Genomic DNA, 19,171 nt, shown 5'->3' on the forward strand with positions numbered 1-19,171 from the left:
TTCGTTAACACTAACAAAGCAAAAGATTCAGTCTCTACAGTATAAGTGTTGAATACTAGACGGTTGGGAAATTATGAATTGAGACAGGTGAATAGCACTAAGAATGGCAACAGTCTCAAAGTTGAGAGGGAAAGGCAGTCGTATTAAAGGAAAACGGCAGAAGTCCGAAGGAGCTTCTGCCGCAATGATTGCTATGGCTTTAACCGTTTTAATGCTTGGACATCTTGCGGTTGGCTGTAATCAATGTCATCAAATCCAAAACCATTCAGATTTAAGAATGAGCGTTGGAAGCCTTCAAAATCGCCAATTTGCTTGAAGTTGTCTTGATTCATTTCAGATAGACACTGCTTAACCTTATCTTGAACTTCGGGATTCAGCTCCCAGTCGTCCATGCGAATTAAACGTTCACCATCAAGAGGAACCTTGCCTTGTCCGTAGACCTTGGTTGCAAACAAACGTTGCATTTGCTCAATACACTCTTCGTGAGTACCTTGCTCTTTCATGGTTTTGTACAGCGCAAGTAGGTATGGAGATAAGCCCGGGATAAACACACTGGCTTTAGTGACGAGTGCTTTACAGACCGCAGCATAGGCGTTGCCATCAAAGTTAGACAGTTCAAGATTGAGCGCATGACTCGTTTGATGTAAGTCGACTTTGGCACGACCTAACGTACCATCCAAATAAATTGGGTGAGTGATCTCTGGCCCAACATAAGAGAATGCGACGGTTTTAAATCCGTTGGCGACGGAATCAGAGTTGACCAGGGTGTCAATCCAGCTTTCCCAATCTTCACCGCCCATGACTTTTAGAGTGCCTTCAATTTCTTCGTCTGAAGCGGGTTCGAGTAGCGTATCTTCCCACTCTTGTGTTTCAAGGTTAATGAGTGAACCTGAAACGGCTTCACCAATCGGTTTGATAGCTGAACGCCAGAATTCACCGTTTGCTTTCGGTCTAACGCCCGTAGCGAGACTGTAGATAACGAGGTCAACTTCGCCTTCAAAGTAAGTTTCTATGGCTTCAATAACTTGCTCTCGGACATCATGAGAGAACGCATCGCCAACGATATTGATAGCTCGTCGGCCGGCTTGCTGGGCACGTTGTTTGAAGTAGATGTTGTTGTACCAACCAGCAGTTCCCAATCCTTTCTCAGAAGGGCCACGTTCAAAAGAAACACCAATGGTATCGGCGTCTGCACCACCAAAGGTTAGGGCAATGCGGGCCGCTAAGCCAAACCCTGATGACGCGCCCAAAATAAGCACGCGTTTGGGGCCATTTTTGATCGGACTGGCCGATTTCACGTACGCGATTTGGTCATCGACGGCCTTTTTGCACCCTTGTGGATGAGAGGTCTTTGCGACAACACCGCTGATAACTGGTTCAACTATCACTGTATACAACCTATCTAAGACGATGATAAAAACTCAAGATAGCGTAAAGTGTTGTAAATTATATTGAGCTAGGGCATCAATTTGGCGATTCTGAGCGTATTTACTCTGCAACAATGTTGCTAAAATCACCAATTATCAATTTAAAGGTGCGGCTTTAGTGCTTCAGCTACAAATTGTGCGATGAAGGGTTGAGCATCAGGTTTTGGGTGCAAACCGTCTTGCATCATCCATTCTGGCTTGATGATAACTTCTTCAAGGAAGAAAGGTATGAGTGGAATGTCGTGCTCTGAAGCCAACGTCGGGTAGATGTTCTCGAACATGGTGCTGTAGCGTTTACCGTAGTTGGGCGGTACACGAATTTGCATCAAAAATACGATAGCACCAGCCTCTTGGCTTTGGGTGATTAATGTCGATAGGTTGCGCTCAATGATAGGCGGCTGAAAGCCACGTAGTCCGTCATTTGCGCCGAGCTCAATAAGTACATAGTCGGGTTTGTGTTCACTCAACAAGCCTGGCAGTTTTGCAAGACCGTTGCCTGTGGTATCGCCTGATACGCTGCCATTGATGATGTTGTACTCGGTATCATCGTCAGATAGGTGTTTTGAGAGCATTGTCGGCCAACTGAGGTCTGCCGACATGTTGTAGCCAGCACTCAGACTGTCGCCGAGAATTAGAATAGACGCCGCCTTTGCGTGAAAAGAGGCCAAGGAAACAAAAATAATAATCAAAGAGGAAAGTTGCCGAATCATGAGTTCTTCCATAATCAAAGCTGAATCAGTGTCCAAAGTAGTGTCTACGAAAACGGAACATTTAACAATCCTCGAGGATGTGAATCTGTCGATTCAAGAAGGAGAGTCCATTGCTATCGTTGGAACGTCAGGGGCAGGAAAATCTACGCTAATGACGTTACTAGCTGGTTTAGATGTCCCTAGCACGGGCAATATCCAATTACTTTCTAATCCCATTTCTCAGATGAGTGATGAAGCTAGAGCCAGCATTCGTAGTGAGCACCTCGGTTTTGTGTTTCAGAGTTTTCTATTAATCCCAAGTTTGTCCGCACTTGGAAATGTGACGTTGCCCTGCCTTTTAAAAGGTGAGCAAGAGGACGAAGCGAAAGCTCGTCAACTCCTTGAGTCAGTAGGGCTTGGACACCGTATTGATCATTTGCCATCACAGCTTTCTGGCGGCGAGCAGCAGCGCGTCGCCATTGCTCGTGCATTTATGACCAGCCCTAAGATACTCTTTGCAGACGAACCAACGGGCAACTTAGATCAGAATACAGCGCACAAAATTGTCGAGCTATTGTTTGATCTTAACCAGCAGCATGGTACGACGCTCGTGCTCGTTACTCATGATTTGTCGCTAGCTAAACGTTGCGATCGCATTTTCCATATGAATGCGGGTCGGCTTGAGCAGGAGTAGCGGATGTCACAACAGCAAACCAGTTCTACTAAAATCAGTTCCAAACACAAAAACACGAGTGCGAATCTAAACAGTCGCCTCGTGACGTGGAGCTTTGACGAGATTAGGCAGGGGCAGCTTTGGCCTATTGCTATTTCCTTGACGCTAATTATCGCCTGTATTTTCGGTCTAGCGGCACTCGCTGAGCGAATGGAGCAGGTGATTGTCAAACAAGGAAAAGATGCGCTAACTGCTGACTCTATATACATTTCAGCAAATCCGATCACCGAGAAAAACACTGAGTTTATCAAAGGCTCAGGACTTGAAACGTCGTGGTATACGCGCTTCGCGACTATGTCGTTCAGTGACAGCGGTATGCAGTTGATAACGGTGAAAGCCGTGGACTCAAAGTTTCCACTTCGCGGTACGCTAACCTTAGGATCCGAACAAGGTACACAAAACCAGGTCAAAGAAGGTGAACTATGGCTTGATAGCAGGATAGCGGAGCAATTGAACGCTTCCCCTGGTGACGTTGTCACTATTGGCGATGCTGAGCTTGCTGTGAGTGGGGTGATATTAGAAGAGCCTGGTATCAGCTTTAATCCGTTTCAGCAGATGCCAACCGCTTATATACACCAAAGCTCTGTGGATGAAACCGGTGCAGTGCAGCTTGGTAGTCGAGTTCAGTTTCGCGCATATTTAGTCGGTGATGAGGGAAATATTGACGCACTCAAGCAGCAAATAGAACTCACGCCAAGTGACCGATGGCGTGACCAATCATCCGGTAGCCGAACCAATGATATTTTCGACAGGACAACGCAATATCTATCTCTCACTGTTGCAATCATCATTATTATGGCAGCGACGACACTTGTTTTGACCTGTCAGAATTACGTGCAAAGTCGCAGACAAACGGTCGCCATGCTTAAAAGCCTCGGCGCAAGTAAACATTGGTTAGTACGTTGGCTTTCAATTCAAACCTTGCTGCTTGTGAGTATATCGGTTGTCGCGGGATTATTACTAGGGATGGGCTTAGAAACGCTTCTTCGCGTGCCTCTTACCGATCTACTGCCAGATCCTCTTCCTACCTATGGATTTAAACCAGCCGTTATTGCGATTGTATCGAGCTTACTCATAGGCGTTCCGGCTTTGGGTATCCCGCTCTATAAGTTGATTTCTGTATCATCTGTAGAAGTTTTGCAAAGTGCTGACGAGAAGCGTGGGGGCTGGATCTATTTGTTGGTCTTAGTCCCGGTTATTCCACTACTCGTTGCGTGTCGCGACAATAATCTCGTGTGGATTGTACTGGCTGGTATTATTGGTCTGTTTGTCGTTCTGGCTGCCATTAGTGTTCTTTTCACGCTGCTCTTGAGCCGCCTGTCTTTGCCGATTTCGATGAAACTTGCGGTTAGCCGTATTAATCGCAGTAAACGTCATACAGGATTGCAATACGGGGCATTAGGGCTTTCGCTGATGCTGCTTACAACAATTTGGCTGGTTAGAAATGACCTACTCAGTGACTGGCAGAGAACACTTCCAGCTGATGCGCCCAACGCGTTTGCTCTTAATATCGCTGATTATGAGAAAGATGCTTATCTGAGTGCTCTAGATGGTAACAACATTGATCGCTCTCAAGCGTTTCCGATCTCTCGTGGACGATTGACGCTCATCAATGGCGAAGATGCACAAACCAGACAAAAAACGGGTGTTGATGAGGAAGATGCGTTAAGTCGAGAGCTCAATTTTACCTATGCAGACACTCTTCCTGGCTACAATGATGTTCTTTCTGGTGAATGGACGCAGACAGGTGGTGTCTCAGTGGAAAAAGAGGTGGCCGAAAATCTTGGTCTTAAGATAGGAGATGAGCTTGGCTTTACCATTAACGGCCAAGAGGTTAGGGCTGTCATCAACTCAATTCGATTTGTTGAATGGAGAGACATGAAGCCTAACTTTTACTTTATCTTTACTCCAGATGTGTTGGCGAATATACCGAGTGCATGGTTAGTGAGCTTTAGGCTTCACGATAAAGACAATGATTTGATAGCCACCTTGTCACGCAACCACCCAACGGTTAGTTTGATGGACATACGCTTGATGGGAGAGAAGATACAAGGGCTGCTCAGTCAGATAGTGTGGTCGATAACGGTATTAGCAGCATTGGGAGTACTTTCAGGTGTATTGCTTATCTTTACTTTACTCAGGTTGAGTCTCTCTCAGCGTCAAGCTGAAATTCGTCTTTATCGAACCTTAGGAGCGAGCCGTAAACGGATCGTTCGAACGATTTGGGCTGAATACGGGATCATGGCGATTACGGCGGGTATTGTTGCGACATTTGGTGCTGAGTTAGTCGTTGGTTCGATCATGACTATTGGGTTTGATTTGCCGTGGAGTTGGCATTTATCCACGTGGATTATGGTTCCCGCAATCGCTTTCGCGACGTTAGCCTTGGTTCTTTTTTCATTGATAAGACAGATGCTTACAACCTCGCAAAAGCAGTTTGCATAATGCTTAACCACCGTTTTTGTTAAGTTATCCACAAAAACGGTGGATAAGGTTTTGGATAACTCAATCGTATCCTTAGTGATAAAAATCGTTAGCCTTTGATTGGTCGGTGATGGCGGGTAATCTGATTGTCATGTTGCTGTCAAAAAACTTATTCACCGATTAACTGTCAAGAAAAAACATCACAAAAAATAGGATTTTTTTTCCCTCTAGATGCGGCTAAAATGTCGCATCTTCATCACTTCAATCAATAAGAAATGAGTCAAGAATTCCCAGAGATGCAGAGTCGTCAACGAGTGGCCATCATAGGTGGGGGCGTCGCAGGATCTACGGTTGCTTTGTACCTTGCAAAACAAGGTATTGATGTGACCGTTTATGAAAAAAATCAGCGCCTTGTTAGTGGACCACCGATTTGTCACCTCCATGCTGGTGGTAATTTGTATCGTGAAATCTCTGAGCAACATTGTCTTGAGCTACTTAGGCAATCGATAGAATTTGTACGCTTCTTTCCGTCGGTCGTTAATGTTCGCCCAACCGTCATTGCGGTACCACGAGGGGATGAGGGTAAGCCAGAGGCCTTGCTTCCTCGTTTAAATGTACTTCGCGATGCATACAAAAAGTTAGTTGAGTTGGACGCTGACAACCAAGTACTGGGTAAACCGGATGACTACTTCCACGAATTCGACCGTCAAACTTTGAATGAGCTGTCAAAGAGACAGCCGCCAGAAGCGCCGCAAACACTCGAAGAGTGGCTTATCCCCTTTGCTAAACATACCGATCTAGATAAGCTTAAATTCCCAGTCTATGTTGTTCAAGAATATGGACTCAGCTTGTTCCGTGTCGCCTCGTCTGTTGAACTATGGTCTCAGCAAATAGCTAACCTGCATATCCGCACTGGTGCCAATATAGAACAGATTCGTGAGTTAGAAGATAGATATGAGTTAGAGCTAGCGGCAGGGCAAACAGAGTCATTCGATTTTGTTATCAATGCTTGTGGATTTCGTACCGGCACTATTGACGATAAGTTAGAGAAACCTCGTCAAAGGTTAGTAGAGTTTAAAGCCGCTTACGTCACCAAATGGGTAAAACACCAGCATGAAAAATGGCCAGAAGTGATTTTTCACGGTCAGCGCGGTACTCCGCAGGGTATGGCGCAATTAACGCCTTATCCTGGTGGCTATTTTCAACTTCACGGCATGACCAAATCGATCACCTTGTTTGAGAATGGCTTGGTGCAGTCAGGTGGTAACACGTCACAGCCACAGCTTCCACAGCACTTAGTCGATAAAATTGATAATGGTTGGCCAGAGCAGGTACAAACCTCGCGTTCGCAAAGCGCTATCCAACATCTTGCTCAGTATGTTCCTGAATTTGTATCAGCTGAACCAGCAGGAAAGCCTTTGTATGGCGCACAGCAAATACCAGGGTTGGAGCCAAGTCTTCGTTCTGCTGATGTTAGTTTTGATGGTGAACGTTATGCTCGCCTAGAGATTGTTAAAGCTTCATCCGCTTTAATTGCTGCAAAAAAGATAATGAGTCGTTGGTTTGTTAATCAGCCGTTCAACGTGAGCACGACTCTTGCGTTAAAGCCTTTAGATGTTGAATTAGTAGCAAAGCAAATAGCACGCGATCGAGGTTACCCAGAATCTTTAGCTGTAGCCTACTAAATATACGCTAATCCATTGGTTTATAAAGACAAGGCAAAATAAAGGGTCGCAAATCTGCTCCGATTGCATATAATCGCTGTAGAGAAATACAAGGAATTTATGATGAACGTACTAGTAACAGGTGGCGCAGGCTACATCGGAAGTCACACATGTGTGCAGCTTATTGAAGCGGGTATGACACCAATTATCTTTGATAATCTTTACAATGCAAAATCGGCTGTGATTGGTCGTATTGAGAAAATCACAAAAAATCGTCCGGTGTTTGTAAAAGGTGACGTGCGCGATAAGCAAGCCCTGGTAGACGTGATGACGAATCATAACATTGATGCAGTGATTCACTTTGCCGGCTTAAAGGCGGTGGGAGAGTCTGTTGAAAAGCCGCTTGAATATTATGATAACAACGTCAATGGTACTTTGGTTCTCGCGGATGCGATGCGTGAAGCGGGCGTGAAGCACATTGTGTTCAGTTCATCAGCAACGGTTTACGGCGATCCTGCATCAGTGCCAATTACTGAATCATTCCCAACCAGTGCCACTAACCCTTATGGTCGCAGTAAACTCATGGTTGAAGAATGTCTGACTGATTTCCACAAAGCCAATCCAGATTGGACCATTACCTTGCTTCGTTACTTCAACCCAGTAGGTTCTCATCCTTCCGGTGAAATGGGTGAAGATCCTCAGGGGATCCCAAACAACCTAATGCCATTTGTATCTCAAGTTGCTGTGGGTCGACGTGAATGTCTATCGGTCTTTGGTGACGACTATCCAACACCCGATGGTACGGGCGTTCGTGATTATATTCACGTAATGGATCTGGCAGATGGTCACATCGCCGCTCTGAAAACGTTAAATGGCAAAGAAGCGCTCTCTATATACAACCTAGGAACAGGTAACGGAAGCAGCGTACTGCAAATGGTTAAAGCGTTTGAAGAAGCCTCTGGTAAGCCAGTTCCTTACAAAGTTGTGGAACGTCGCCCAGGTGATATCGCTGAATGCTGGGCAGATCCTAGCAAAGCTAACAAAGAGCTTGGCTGGAAGGCGACACGTACCTTATCCGATATGACAGCAGATGGATGGCGCTGGCAGTCGCAGAATCCGACTGGTTATCCAGAGTAATCTGGTGGTTTGTCGCATAAACTTAACAAAAGGCGCTAAAAGCGCCTTTTTTTGATCCAAGTCGCCTTATTTATTGAATAAAAAATATCATATTGTTGAATATTTGCTAAAATGGTTTCAGTACTTAATTTAACCAGTAAAATTAGTCTTGAACCACAAGGGGACTCCATGGAGTTAGCACTCATCATTGCTTTCGTTGTAGCTGCGGTTGTAATGGTTAAAAAAGAAATGGCTGCAAAATAGTCTTCATTCATACATTTTATTTACAAATCTTTTAACTGAATGAAAGTATTAACAAAAACCGACGAAAGTCGGTTTTTTTATGCGTGAAATCTGCGTATTCAACAACAACTTTTCTTTGTCGTCACGACTAAAAACAATCGTTTTATTTTTAATTGCTAAACTCTTAAGGTGCACGCTCTTTCCGGTCGTTCGTAACCGGCGTTTCACACTCATAAAACAATATACCTAAAAGAGGATACTGCCATGCGCATTGCGATTCTATCTCGCAACGAAAACTTGTACTCAACTCGTCGCCTAAAAGAAGCAGGGGAAGCGAGGGGACATCAAGTGGATATCATAGATACCCTGCATTGCTATATGGATATTACTAGTAGTAACTCTAAAGTCCGTTATATGGGTGAGGAGTTGCCTCAATACGATGCGGTGATTCCACGAATTGGTTCATCTATTACTTTCTACGGAACCGCTGTGGTTCGTCAGTTTGAAATGATGGGTACTTTCTGTGTTAACGAGTCGGTAGCGATTAGCCGTTCACGTGACAAACTGCGTTCCCTGCAGTTGCTATCACGTAAAGGCATTGGTCTACCTCGCACTGGTTTTGCAAGCAAGCCAGACGACATTCCAGATTTGATTAAAAATGTTGGTGGCGCGCCACTTGTTATCAAGCTTCTTGAAGGTACTCAGGGCATTGGTGTGGTGCTCGCAGAGACACAAAAAGCTGCAGAAAGTGTTATCGAAGCTTTCATGGGTCTAAAAGCCAACATTTTGGTTCAAGAGTTTATCGAAGAAGCTAACGGTGCTGATATTCGTTGTTTTGTTGTCGGTGGAAAAGTGATTGCTGCAATGAAGCGACAAGCTGCCGAAGGTGAATTCCGTTCAAATCTACATCGTGGTGGTACTGCACAGCTAATCAAGCTCACTAAAGAAGAGCGTGCGACAGCGATAGCGGCTGCCAAGGCGATGGGGTTGAACTTGTGCGGGGTTGATATCCTTCAGTCGAAAAATGGTCCAGTGGTTATGGAAGTAAACTCATCACCAGGCCTAGAGGGAATTGAGAGCGCGACAAGTAAAGACGTGGCGGGCCTTATTTACGAATTTATCGAGAAAAATGCCAAGCCAAACAACAATAAAACGAAAGGACGTGGTTAAAAATGGCTAAAGAGCTTGTCATAGCGGGCGTAGAAATACGCCCTGGTGAGCGTAAAGAAATCGATATCCCAGTTGCGAAATTATACACGGACGCAGAAGTAAGTATCCCAGTCCAAGTAATACGAGCAAAGAAAGAAGGACCAGTGGTGTTTGTGAGCGCCGCTGTCCACGGGGATGAGTTAAATGGCATAGAGATTATTAGTCGCCTAATTGCAGAAAACTTAAAACTGCAGTGCGGCACGTTAATTTATGTACCTATGGTCAACGTATATGGTGTTCTAAACCAGAGCCGCTATATGCCAGACCGCCGAGATCTAAACCGTTGTTTTCCTGGCTCAAAGAAAGGATCGCTGGCTGGACGTCTAGCGCATACTTTCCTAGAGAGTATTGTTTCGCATTGTGACTATGGTATCGACCTACACACAGGCGCTATTCATCGTTCTAACTTGCCGCAAATTCGAGCAAACTTAGAAGACGAAGAAACAAAGCGTCTTGCAGAGGCCTTTGCTGTGCCGGTTTTGCTTAATGCCAACATTCGAGATGGCTCATTACGTGAAGCCGCTGTTAACCACGGCGCTCGCGTACTTCTGTATGAAGCAGGCGAGGCGCTACGATTTGATGAGCTATCTATTCAGACCGGTGTCAAAGGCGTACTTCGCGTACTTAAAGCGCTAGGTATGACTCGCAAACGTGTATCAAAGGCAAAAACGGATCCCTTTATTGCCAACCGTAGTGACTGGACGCGTGCAGATGCGAGTGGATTTGTTAAAGAATACGTTCATTTGGGCTCTATGGTCGAGAAAGGCGAGATCCTAGCCGACATTAACGGCCCGCTGGGTAACAATATTGGTCAGGTTACGTCAAACCGCACTGGTATCATTATCGGCAAGCAAAACATTCCTCTGGTTCAAGAAGGGGAAGCTATGTATCACATTGCGTATTTTGGAGATAACGCAGAAGAGGTATTTGAACACATCGAAATCATGCAAGAGTCGATTGTTCCAGTAGAACCGAGCATGTAACACTATGCCAAACACATATAACGACAGAATGATCATTGGCAACTTGGAAGTTTGTAGCCTTCCTGAGTTGGGTATTTTTGATTTAGAAGTACGCATTGATACAGGTGCAAAAACCTCTTCGCTTCACGTTGACAACTTACAGCGTGTGAAACGAGATGGTCGTTTATACGTCCAATATGACTTGCATCCAGACATCTATCATTTAGATGAGATCGTACATTGTGAATCGTTAATTTACGACTCAAGACGTATCAAATCATCCAACGGTGATTCAGAACAGCGCTGCGTTATCCAAACCTTGTTCAAACTTGGTGACAGAGAGTGGCCCATTGAGATCACGCTAAGCAATCGCCAAGACATGTCTTATATGATGCTGTTGGGGCGTGAGGCTATGATCGACAAAGTATACGTGGATCCAAGCAGAGCGTTTCTGATTGATTAATCAGTCTGACTAACCAGCTTTCCTAGCCGCCTTTGGGCGGCTTTGTTTTGCTCGTATATTGGGAACGAGAACAACCGACAGTTTCTGCCGTTAGAATGTGGTATTGAGAAATGGAGAAAGAGGGGGGAGTGAGAAAGTGGCGACAAAAAAAAGCAGAGCGCTAGGCTCTACTTTTGCGTTTAGGAGGAAAGATCACAACTTATGCTGGCTCTAAAACGTCGTCGTTTTCCATGTCGTAATCATAGTCTTTCGCGGCTTCATGAAACTTAGATTTACTATTCAACGTATGGAAAGCTCGTCTTCCGCGCGCCAAGCGAACGTATTTAAGCCAGGTGTGTTCCAGTTTGGATTTCGCTTTGCTAGGGTTAACAATCACTTTTGTGAAGTGTTTTTCTTCGGCGTTTTCTGGGGTAATGTCACCGCGTTCAAGCGCTAACATGGTTTCTCCGTAAGTTACCAAGATGTCTTCTTCAATCAGTGTAAAGTCACCCGATTTCGCGAATCCGCGTGGGAACTTTACTGCATCATAAAAACGTTTCTTGCCGTGGCGAAATTGAGTTTCAGTCATAGAGACCTCAAAGCAAATAGGTAGTAAAGCAAGGTAATTCAAGGGACTTTTTGCCATCCAAAGACGCCGAGAAGCCTTAGAATCCCGTGCTGGTTCGATGCTGAAAATAGTTGGAAATGAACAAGAAAGAAAACGAATTGTTTTTGTCGAATGCACAAAATTTCTTTATGCTTAACTAAGCTTAATTGTGTAAGAATACGTGGCTAACCAGAACGTTAGCTCAATCTATTAGAAATATCTTAAGAGTCACATTATGGACGTAAAAGTATTCCAAACCTTCCTTGAAGTCGCTAAGGAGAAACACTTTGGTCGCGCATCCGAAAACCTCTACATCACGCAGGCCGCGGTGAGTGCACGTATCAAACAGCTCGAAGAATACTTTGATACGCGGTTGTTTACCCGACATCGCAACAATATTCAATTGACCTCAGCGGGTCAAAGGTTGGTGGGGTACGCAGAGGTGATGGTTTCGACGCTTAAGCAGGCAACCTTTGATTTATCTCTTGAGAGTAATAAGGCGCTGCAATTAACTCTAGGCGGCACACCCAATATCTGGGACGCATATTTGCAAAATGGTTTGAGTGTGGTGACAGACTCTTTGACTGGTTATGGCTTTGTCGCAGAGTCGTTAGGTCGCGAGCAGCTAAACCGCAAGTTGCTTGAGCGCACGTTGGATGTCGCATTTTCTTTCGATCCATTTAAGGTGGAAGAGTTCAAGAGTCACCAAATTGCCGAACTGTCTTTGGTGTTAGTATCAACAGAACCAAATAACATTGAATCTGCGTTCAACAGTAAATATGTTTATGTAGATTGGGGAACGCAGTTCGCGTTTGAACATGCCGATCGACACCCTAATATTCCAGCTCCTTACCTGCGTACGTCAACGGGGCGTATTGCGTTGGATTTTGTTTTGGAGAAGGGAGGCTGTGCCTATCTTCCTGCGTCGCTTGTGGAGCCTTTCATAGAGTCTGAGCAGCTATTTAGAGTCGAGGGAGCCGATGAATGGGCTCGGCCTTTGTACATAAGTTACCGTAAAAACAGCACCTCATTAGAGGCGATTTTACAAGTTGAATCACTCATCAACACTGTTAAGCCAACTACCTCGTTCGTCGTACAGCAGGCGGGTGAAAGTGTGGAATAAAGACTTTATAAAAGCCTCTTGTTAGAGGCTTTTTCCTTCAGCGTTAGAGTTAATCAAATCGCTTTTCAGGGATGTCAATGTCTTGCCAAACTGCATCAATGAGCCCATACAGTTCGACAATAACTTTCTTATTGGGGAGTGAGCTAATTATCATTTTTGACTCTAGTTTTCGCTCTGCGGCTTGTACCGCGCTTCGGGTTGCTTTACCGCCGATTTTCTTTACAAACGCCTGAGAAGCTTCACTGTAAATCCCACGCTGCGCATGGAGCAATAGCAAGACCGCTTTGTCTGTTTGCGTTAAGTTCTTAATGATGTCCTTATGTCCTTCCTCGGCACGAATCGCCTCTCTGATAAAATTAACACCTTGGTTAAGCGTTCGTTGATTGGCGACCAATTCACGCATCAGGTTAATTATCCAGTGTGGTGAGTGATCAATTTCGTTCCAGAAGTCGAGCAGCTCCAAGCGGTTAATATGAATGTTATAAGAATCCTTGAGCCGGTTGGTGCAATGCTCAATGAAACCGTCATCAATCACAGGAAATTCGTTCACTTGTGCAGACTGATAGAAGGGCACTTTGTCGTCTTCAAAAGCCGCTTTCATGCCTGTCCTGCTTGAGCCAGTAAAGATCACGGTAATTCTAGAGCCGTAAGAGTCGAACAGAGTTCTCAGGGTGTAGAGAAAGTTGTCAAAAGCACTAGATGTAGAAAGGTGTTGGAATTCATCCAATATGAAGACTACCTTAGAACCGCCAGCAGCCTCTATCACGGATTTAAGATGACTCTTAATGTTGAGTATATCTGCGTCGCTGGCAGACCTTGGTTTAAACTCGAGTTCAACTTTGGCAATTTGATTGCCAATCGCGAGTTTTTTTATTTCTGTATTGAGGAGCCGCTTCAGCGCGCCTTCTTGCTTTATTTCATCAAGCGCTCTTGCTAACTGTTCAGCGAATTCGGTATGAGGTGCACTCTTGTTGCCCCACATGTTGATATAGATAGGCAACAGACCGTTGTTGATAAGCTCGGGGCTTAAATCACTTAAGAAGAACGATGTCTTGCCAATCCTGCGCGTACCTAAGTACACCATTCGAGAAAATAGCGTGTCTTTACACATATTTGTTATGTGCTGTGCTAATACTGGGCGATGATAAAACCATGGGTCAGAATAAGGAATGTAACTGTGCTTACTCATAGTTGTATGACTCGGTGTACTTTTCATTGTAATTCATTATAGCAAAATGAATTCATCACGTCGTGATGAATTAAGGTGAAGTTAGGCAGAGCAGTGGCAGTAAGACACTAGACGGCGAGCCAGATAGGGAATTGGTATTCGCTTAAAAAGAAAAATTCCCGCTTGAGCGGAGGGGCTGGCGGTTCTGGTCGTGAACCGATCTGAACCTTCGGGGTATGGTGCTCTGCGAGCCGAATGTTGAGGTGTGTCGTATCCCTTTTGCGAAACTTCGTGACGTATTAGTAGCTGCATTAGGACCAGAGCATCAATGGCTACCCGTACTGATTCTGGAGGATAAACAGACCATCACTGAGCCTGAAGCGATCATTGATTACTTGGCGAAGCAATCCGGTGAGCCTCAAGTCCTCCCTTGAACAATGAAAGGGGACGATGCCCCCTTTGGTACACTAGATGCGTTCAGCCAAGTAAGCATCATAGTCTGGAATTTCAATATCCACTTCTTGCGAGAGTAGATTAGATTCAAACAAAAAGTTCGCGGTAGCGCGGTTGGTTGCGACAGGGATGTTCCATACGCTGGCAATACGTAGCAGGGCTTTTACATCAGGGTCGTGTGGTACTGCGTTAAGAGGATCCCAGAAGAAGATCAACATATCCAGTTTCCCTTCAGAAATGAGCGCACCGATTTGTTGGTCGCCACCCATTGGGCCACTGATCATGCTTTTGATGGCAAGGCCAGTTTCCTTACTAAGCATATTACCCGTTGTCCCTGTTGCATACAGAAAGTGACCTTGTAACTTTTCCTTGTTCTCTTGAACCCAGCGCAGAAGCTCAGGTTTGTAATGATCATGAGCCACCAGTGCGATGTGCTTGTGTGCCGGCATTGTGCGAATCGTTTTCTGCATGTACTTTTGTTCCTAATTATCTATTTTTGAATTCTGCTCGTTCTAATTTGAATGCACACAATAGGCTGACGTGAGTGCATTCGAATTAGTTTGATTTAAGTTATTGATATTAAAATCAAGCTTCATACTACGCATCACAACCAAAGCTCGCAATGAGCTTCCTTGGTATCTGTGACAATTAATGCTCTTCGACACTAAAAATAGGCCTGAATGCACTGGGAGACAAGGATTCCCCGATGATTTGTTCATCAAGTGAATCAGGTGTTAGCACTTCAATTTTAGGTGCAAGATCTGTTTCGTAGGGCTCATCTCGTAAATAATGTACGGCTTGACGGATAGACAATTGACCTTGCTCTACCATTTTGTCTGTCGGTGCAAACTCTACTTTGTTGCGAAGTAAGCCGCGATATACCCCGTGACTCAGGTAAATCGATAGAAGCTTGATATCAGAGTGGTGCGGCTGTGCACGTAGCTCACTAATAGCAGCTTCAATAGCAACTGCGCTGCCAACGACATAATCGAGGTTCGGGTAGTTTTCAATGACCTCTTGAACTAGGTTACGTTGTAACTCCTTGTCATTGTCTGCCCATAGGGTTTCAACAATGTTTACATCACTGTGTTTGACTGCTTCTAGAAATCCAAGAATGACAGGCTTTGTCCCACCACTTGATTCTGGGCCAGGAAGAAAAGCCACATCGACGACACCACTGCCTTTAGGGTGCTGCTCTGCCAAGTGTTTACCGACTCGATGACCCATCCAGTACCAATCAACGCCGACAACACCTTTTACGTGTTGACGTTGCGCTTTATCGACAATGAGATGATTTACTGTCGCAAATACAGGCGTGTCTTGTGTGTAGCGACTTAAATCCTGGCTAAATGCGGTGGGAGAGACGGTACCAAGAATGATCGCATCGGCGCCCCAGTCGCGGCAGGCGATAAGTTGCGCACGCTGTTTGTCTATATTCGGATAACCCCCAGACTCCAAGACCTTGAGGGTAATATTCTGCTTCTCTGCCTCTGTCACCATCCCATAGTTTACGGATAGCCAGTATGAGTCTTTAAGGTGTGGGTAAATGGCGCACACTTTTTCTGACTCCGGTGCGTTCTTAACAGTAGTGGCATTTGCTGCATTACTGCTCAGTGGAACACTGGTGGCAATCATTAGCGCACAAATTGTCGAAAAAAAGTGAGTTTTATTAGGCATATCGTCAACGTTTAGTGGTATCTAGCTCTGCTACACTGCAAAATATAGCGTAATACAGTCCAATGAGCGTCGGCAAGCGCTAAGTGTCGATGAGTGGGCGTAATTTTAGTAGTTTGCGTGCTTCTTTCAGGTTCCGATCGATATTGGAATGACAATCCTGGATGGAATCGAAGTAAAGTCAATGGAGTGGGTATGTTGCTCTCTAAAGCCAGTATTGGCCGTAAGTTATTATTTTCCTTTTTAGTGATGGCATTACTCGTATTGCTGTCGACGGCGATTGGCGTGTCTGGATTCTCATTTGTTGCTAAGACAGAGCGCAATGTGGTTGATACAGCCATTCCTTCAATGCTTGAAGCTCGTGAAGTCTCTGAGTTAAGTTCGCGCATCATTGCATCAGTACAAGTGCTCTCGAACGCAAAAACCAAACCACAGCATCAAGAGGCTGGGCGTGTGTTGTTTTCGCGTCTCGAATCTTTGCTCCTGCACATAAAAAGTCTTGGCTCAGATTCGTTCGATTCCAAATTGCTCGATAGCCTTGAACAAACCGTTCAATCTATCATTGATAGTCTTGCAGAGCTGGGCAGCTCTGTGGAACAAACCATCACGCTCGATCAATCAATTTTACAACTGACGACTCAGCTACGAGTGCAAGCGGAAGAGCTAGAGCAACTAACGCGCACCCAAGTTCTCAATACCAGTACGATTGCTGTTGCCAATGTGACTCATATTTACGGTTTGCTTGAAAAGGAAAAGAAAGCAGAAGCACTCAGTGCCTTGGACAGTCTAGTTGAAGTCGACCTTGATCTGTCCGAACGATTGCACGAGTTGCACCTTCTTGCCTTTAAAACACTTAATCAGATTGAGGAGGCGAGAACGGTTTCTGATCCTGGGCGTATCGATGAACTACAGCGTCAGTATCAGACCAACATTAATATCATGCAAAGACGGGTACCCGGCGTTGAGGATCCTACTCGCTCAGAGCAGATGGCTTCGCTTTTAGATGAACTGTCGTCTGGGAAAACGATTTTTACCTTACTCAAGCAAAAATACAACGAGAGGCAGCGGTCTAAAAGCTTAATGCACGAAACGCTCGAATTGTTTACCAAGCTCAATGAAACCATTTCAAAGCTTGTCGACCAATCTAATGCAGCGACAACGGCCGCTGTGGCCGACTTATCTGCGACATTAAAATACGCGCAGTGGACGTTGGGTATACTGTCTATTATCGGCTTTGTTGTGGTTGTATTGATTGTCTGGCGCGTGGTTTATGTGTCGGTAGTAAAACGACTGGCAGAATACTCTGGCGCGCTGCTATCTATAGCGAAAGGGCAGCTCAATGTTGATGTCAGTGTAAAGGGTAATGATGAACTCGCCCATATGGGTCAAGCCATTATCACTGCTCGTAATACGGCACAGGCTCTTAAAGTTGTCGCTGAAGCTGAAATCAAAGCCAAGAAAGAGCTCGAGAATCATAGAAATCAGTTAGAACAAATCGTTACCGAGCGGACACTCCAGTTGCAAACCAGTAATGAAAAACTCAACCAGGAAGTATTAAATCACGCCAAAGCACGCAATGCGGCTGAACAAGCGAGCCGCGCTAAGTCTGCATTTCTAGCGACCATGAGTCATGAGATCCGGACTCCGATGAACGGGGTACTTGGCACCGCAGCCTTAATGGAAGATACCTCGCTGAACTCTCAGCAACGTAATTACTTGCAAGTGATTAATCGTAGTGGGCAGAATTTGCTTGCGATTCTCAATGATATTTTGGACTACTCGAAAATAGAGGCTGGCCACCTTGAGATCCGAAACAAACCGTTTGATCTTTATCGAATGGTGCAAGATTGTTATCAGCTAATGCTCGGCAAGGCTCTGGAGAAGAACCTAGATTTTCGTTTTCATATCGAGAGTGATGTATCTGATGTTTATTGCGGTGACGTTACCCGCCTAAGCCAAGTGCTTAACAACTTGGTTGGTAATGCGATTAAGTTTACCTCGTCCGGTCAGGTTGATATCTACGTATCTCTAGACCCTGATGATGAAACTTGTGTGATGATCGAGGTCTCTGATACTGGTGTTGGGATTAGCCCTGATGACCAATTGCGCTTGTTTGAAGCCTTTACTCAGGCGGAAAATGGTCACAGTACCATTGGTGGTACTGGGCTCGGTCTAGCAATAAGCCAAAGGCTTGTACATGCGATGAATGGCGAGATCTACGTTGATTCCTATCTTGGGGAAGGAAGTCGTTTCTGGTTTGTCATTCCTTTGGAGCAATGTGCACTTGAAGGGCAAGAAATACAAACGCCTATTGGTGGCACTGAAACAGTAAACGGTCGCGTGCTGTTGATAGAAGATAACGCGGTGAATCTCATGGTTGCAGAAGGTTTTCTGGTCAATATGGGGCATCATGTGATTGCAGCGGAAACAGGAGAGGATGCCAAAATTATGTTTTCCGAGCATGATTTTGATATTGCACTCGTTGACATTAACCTACCAGACTGTAGTGGTGTTGATTTATTGAAAGCATTCAGACAAATAGAAAAAAACAAAGCTGCGAACGAAAAGACACCAATGATTGCGGTATCAGCTCACGTATTTAACGAAGAAGTCGAGTCATACTTAGAAGCAGGCTTTGACGGCTATCTTCCAAAACCCGTCGACAGAGAAGAACTGCGAGACACAATACAGCAGCATCTTGCCAATAAGGTGACGACCTACTTGGCTTCGGAAGCGCAACCCTCTCAAACTGAGTTGGACACGTTGGAAGAATCGATGATTATTGATGAAAAAGTACTGCGTGATGACTTGTCGATATTAGGTCATGACAGAGTAAAAAAAATTGTTGATGTGTTTGTTGAGTCGAGTCAGCAGATCATTGAAGAGCTAGAAAGTGCGGCACAAACGGATGATGAGCATGAAGTTAAAGCATTAGCTCACAAACTCAAAGGTAGCGCGGCTGCACTAGGCTTAACGCAACTATTTGAAATCTGCCTTGCTATCGAAACGGCCGATGATCATATTGGTCGATTGCTGTCAGTCCTAGAGCTTTTAATTCTGTCAAGGCAACAGTCCGTTAATCGTTTACAAGGTCTGCTAAACAACTGATACTGTATAAATATACAGTTAGTGGCTTTTCGCTACTTTTTTGACCATTAGAAAAGCTTTTTAGTCACTAAAAATCCAAACCAGAAAAAGGGCTCACATTGAGCCCTTTTTCGTTATACAGTTGGGTAT

17 protein-coding genes are annotated in these 19,171 nt (G+C 44.9%); 10 read left to right on the plus strand and 7 right to left on the minus strand.

What is annotated here, in order from left to right:
- Positions 1-191 precede the first annotated feature (191 nt).
- Both fabV and L4C42_RS12430 read right to left on the minus strand, forming a co-directional pair.
- Complete coding sequence (fabV, locus tag L4C42_RS12425; RefSeq protein ID WP_429760691.1) at positions 192-1,388, minus strand: enoyl-ACP reductase FabV; 1,197 nt, start codon at positions 1,386-1,388, stop codon at positions 192-194.
- A 140-nt stretch (positions 1,389-1,528) separates the two neighbouring features.
- On the minus strand, positions 1,529-2,137 hold the full coding sequence (locus L4C42_RS12430) for an arylesterase (RefSeq protein WP_353499287.1): 609 nt from the start codon (positions 2,135-2,137) through the stop codon (positions 1,529-1,531).
- On the opposite strand from L4C42_RS12430, the gene L4C42_RS12435 reads away from it, so the two are divergent.
- The 4 genes from L4C42_RS12435 (at position 2,136) to galE (ending at position 8,074) form a co-directional block, all read left to right on the plus strand.
- Positions 2,136-2,810, plus strand: coding sequence for an ABC transporter ATP-binding protein (locus L4C42_RS12435; protein WP_353499288.1), 675 nt, complete (start codon positions 2,136-2,138; stop codon positions 2,808-2,810). The two genes, L4C42_RS12430 and L4C42_RS12435, sit on opposite strands and share 2 nt — an antisense overlap.
- 3 nt (positions 2,811-2,813) lie before the next feature.
- A complete protein-coding gene (locus L4C42_RS12440; RefSeq protein ID WP_429760694.1) occupies positions 2,814-5,294 on the plus strand; it encodes an ABC transporter permease in 2,481 nt (826 codons plus the stop codon).
- A gap of 254 nt (positions 5,295-5,548) precedes the next feature.
- The gene (locus L4C42_RS12445) at positions 5,549-6,958 is read left to right on the plus strand and encodes an FAD-dependent oxidoreductase (protein ID WP_353499290.1); all 1,410 of its coding nucleotides are present in this window, start codon (positions 5,549-5,551) and stop codon (positions 6,956-6,958) included.
- Positions 6,959-7,060: 102 nt separating this feature from the next.
- The gene (gene galE / locus L4C42_RS12450; protein WP_353500198.1) at positions 7,061-8,074 is read left to right on the plus strand and encodes a UDP-glucose 4-epimerase GalE; all 1,014 of its coding nucleotides are present in this window, start codon (positions 7,061-7,063) and stop codon (positions 8,072-8,074) included.
- Between the two features lie 35 nt (positions 8,075-8,109).
- On the opposite strand, the gene L4C42_RS12455 is transcribed toward galE, so the two are convergent.
- A complete protein-coding gene (locus tag L4C42_RS12455; RefSeq protein ID WP_353499291.1) occupies positions 8,110-8,328 on the minus strand; it encodes a hypothetical protein in 219 nt (72 codons plus the stop codon).
- Positions 8,329-8,560: 232 nt separating this feature from the next.
- On the opposite strand from L4C42_RS12455, the gene rimK reads away from it, so the two are divergent.
- The 3 genes from rimK to L4C42_RS12470 are packed head-to-tail and all read left to right on the plus strand — an operon-like array spanning position 8,561 to position 10,930.
- Positions 8,561-9,466: a 30S ribosomal protein S6--L-glutamate ligase gene (gene rimK, locus L4C42_RS12460; RefSeq protein ID WP_353499292.1), complete on the plus strand. Its 906-nt coding sequence runs from the start codon at positions 8,561-8,563 to the stop codon at positions 9,464-9,466.
- A 2-nt stretch (positions 9,467-9,468) separates the two neighbouring features.
- Complete coding sequence (locus L4C42_RS12465) at positions 9,469-10,488, plus strand: succinylglutamate desuccinylase/aspartoacylase family protein (protein WP_353499293.1); 1,020 nt, start codon at positions 9,469-9,471, stop codon at positions 10,486-10,488.
- A gap of 4 nt (positions 10,489-10,492) precedes the next feature.
- The gene (locus L4C42_RS12470) at positions 10,493-10,930 is read left to right on the plus strand and encodes an ATP-dependent zinc protease family protein (RefSeq protein ID WP_353499294.1); all 438 of its coding nucleotides are present in this window, start codon (positions 10,493-10,495) and stop codon (positions 10,928-10,930) included.
- A gap of 199 nt (positions 10,931-11,129) precedes the next feature.
- On the opposite strand, the gene L4C42_RS12475 is transcribed toward L4C42_RS12470, so the two are convergent.
- Positions 11,130-11,498, minus strand: coding sequence for a MaoP family protein (locus tag L4C42_RS12475; protein WP_353499295.1), 369 nt, complete (start codon positions 11,496-11,498; stop codon positions 11,130-11,132).
- A 253-nt stretch (positions 11,499-11,751) separates the two neighbouring features.
- Here L4C42_RS12475 and L4C42_RS12480 point away from each other — a divergent pair, with 253 nt between their 5' ends.
- Positions 11,752-12,639, plus strand: coding sequence for a LysR family transcriptional regulator (locus L4C42_RS12480; protein ID WP_353499296.1), 888 nt, complete (start codon positions 11,752-11,754; stop codon positions 12,637-12,639).
- A 49-nt stretch (positions 12,640-12,688) separates the two neighbouring features.
- Here L4C42_RS12480 and L4C42_RS12485 read toward each other — a convergent pair whose 3' ends face one another.
- Positions 12,689-13,855 carry a P-loop NTPase fold protein gene (locus L4C42_RS12485; RefSeq protein WP_429760699.1) on the minus strand — a complete coding sequence of 389 codons (1,167 nt, stop codon included), beginning with the start codon at positions 13,853-13,855 and terminating at the stop codon, positions 12,689-12,691.
- 188 nt (positions 13,856-14,043) lie between these two features.
- On the opposite strand from L4C42_RS12485, the gene L4C42_RS12490 reads away from it, so the two are divergent.
- Positions 14,044-14,241, plus strand: a complete 198-nt coding sequence (locus L4C42_RS12490) for a DUF3088 family protein (protein ID WP_429760701.1) — start codon at positions 14,044-14,046, stop codon at positions 14,239-14,241.
- 33 nt (positions 14,242-14,274) lie between these two features.
- Here L4C42_RS12490 and L4C42_RS12495 read toward each other — a convergent pair whose 3' ends face one another.
- Both L4C42_RS12495 and torT read right to left on the minus strand, forming a co-directional pair.
- Positions 14,275-14,730 (minus strand): methylglyoxal synthase, encoded by a 456-nt coding sequence (locus L4C42_RS12495; protein WP_112462691.1) that lies wholly within the window; start codon positions 14,728-14,730, stop codon positions 14,275-14,277.
- A 178-nt stretch (positions 14,731-14,908) separates the two neighbouring features.
- Entirely contained in the window at positions 14,909-15,937 is a 1,029-nt protein-coding gene (gene torT / locus L4C42_RS12500; protein ID WP_353499300.1) for a TMAO reductase system periplasmic protein TorT, read from the minus strand.
- A 192-nt stretch (positions 15,938-16,129) separates the two neighbouring features.
- On the opposite strand from torT, the gene torS reads away from it, so the two are divergent.
- Positions 16,130-19,042 (plus strand): TMAO reductase system sensor histidine kinase/response regulator TorS, encoded by a 2,913-nt coding sequence (torS, locus tag L4C42_RS12505; protein WP_429760704.1) that lies wholly within the window; start codon positions 16,130-16,132, stop codon positions 19,040-19,042.
- Positions 19,043-19,171: the final 129 nt, after the last annotated feature.

Origin of the sequence: Vibrio wakamikoensis (assembly GCF_050337275.1) — a bacterium.
GTDB lineage: Bacteria > Pseudomonadota > Gammaproteobacteria > Enterobacterales > Vibrionaceae > Vibrio > Vibrio chaetopteri.

Coding starts and splice junctions, on each gene's coding strand:
- L4C42_RS12435 (WP_353499288.1), top strand. CDS start 2,136: ATGAGTTCTTCCATAATCAAAGCTGAATCAGTGTCCAAAGTAGTGTCT.
- L4C42_RS12430 (WP_353499287.1), bottom strand. CDS start 2,137: ATGATTCGGCAACTTTCCTCTTTGATTATTATTTTTGTTTCCTTGGCC.
- L4C42_RS12440 (WP_429760694.1), top strand. CDS start 2,814: ATGTCACAACAGCAAACCAGTTCTACTAAAATCAGTTCCAAACACAAA.
- L4C42_RS12445 (WP_353499290.1), top strand. CDS start 5,549: ATGAGTCAAGAATTCCCAGAGATGCAGAGTCGTCAACGAGTGGCCATC.
- galE (WP_353500198.1), top strand. CDS start 7,061: ATGAACGTACTAGTAACAGGTGGCGCAGGCTACATCGGAAGTCACACA.
- L4C42_RS12455 (WP_353499291.1), bottom strand. CDS start 8,328: ATGAATGAAGACTATTTTGCAGCCATTTCTTTTTTAACCATTACAACC.
- rimK (WP_353499292.1), top strand. CDS start 8,561: ATGCGCATTGCGATTCTATCTCGCAACGAAAACTTGTACTCAACTCGT.
- L4C42_RS12465 (WP_353499293.1), top strand. CDS start 9,469: ATGGCTAAAGAGCTTGTCATAGCGGGCGTAGAAATACGCCCTGGTGAG.
- L4C42_RS12470 (WP_353499294.1), top strand. CDS start 10,493: ATGCCAAACACATATAACGACAGAATGATCATTGGCAACTTGGAAGTT.
- L4C42_RS12475 (WP_353499295.1), bottom strand. CDS start 11,498: ATGACTGAAACTCAATTTCGCCACGGCAAGAAACGTTTTTATGATGCA.
- L4C42_RS12480 (WP_353499296.1), top strand. CDS start 11,752: ATGGACGTAAAAGTATTCCAAACCTTCCTTGAAGTCGCTAAGGAGAAA.
- L4C42_RS12485 (WP_429760699.1), bottom strand. CDS start 13,855: ATGAAAAGTACACCGAGTCATACAACTATGAGTAAGCACAGTTACATT.
- L4C42_RS12490 (WP_429760701.1), top strand. CDS start 14,044: ATGGTGCTCTGCGAGCCGAATGTTGAGGTGTGTCGTATCCCTTTTGCG.
- L4C42_RS12495 (WP_112462691.1), bottom strand. CDS start 14,730: ATGCAGAAAACGATTCGCACAATGCCGGCACACAAGCACATCGCACTG.
- torT (WP_353499300.1), bottom strand. CDS start 15,937: ATGCCTAATAAAACTCACTTTTTTTCGACAATTTGTGCGCTAATGATT.
- torS (WP_429760704.1), top strand. CDS start 16,130: ATGTTGCTCTCTAAAGCCAGTATTGGCCGTAAGTTATTATTTTCCTTT.